The organism is Paraprevotella clara YIT 11840 (assembly GCF_000233955.1).
GTDB classification, from domain to species: Bacteria; Bacteroidota; Bacteroidia; order Bacteroidales; family Bacteroidaceae; genus Paraprevotella; species Paraprevotella clara.
Map to the genome: position 1 here is coordinate 1 of NZ_JH376651.1, position 245 is coordinate 245.

Annotated in this window: 1 protein-coding gene; it reads right to left on the bottom strand. The window is 40.4% G+C overall.

What is annotated here, in order from left to right; genetic code table 11:
* Positions 1–245, bottom strand: a 245-nt coding sequence (locus HMPREF9441_RS16155) for a nucleoside deaminase (RefSeq protein ID WP_008622978.1), incomplete at both ends; no start/stop codon positions are given.

Genomic DNA, 245 nt, shown 5'->3' on the forward strand with positions numbered 1-245 from the left:
AACTAACCGCGACAACTGACTCCAATATAAGGCTCCCGCACACATAGCACAAGGCTCTAAAGTGAGGTACATAGTACAATCTTTTAAGTATTTACCTCCTAAGTAGTTAGCTGCCATCGTAATGGCTTGCATCTCAGCGTGTGCTGTAACATCATTTAGTCGCTCAGTCATATTATGCGCACGTGCTATTATTCTGTTATCAATAGTTATAATAGCTCCTACCGGTATTTCATCTTCTTCAAAAG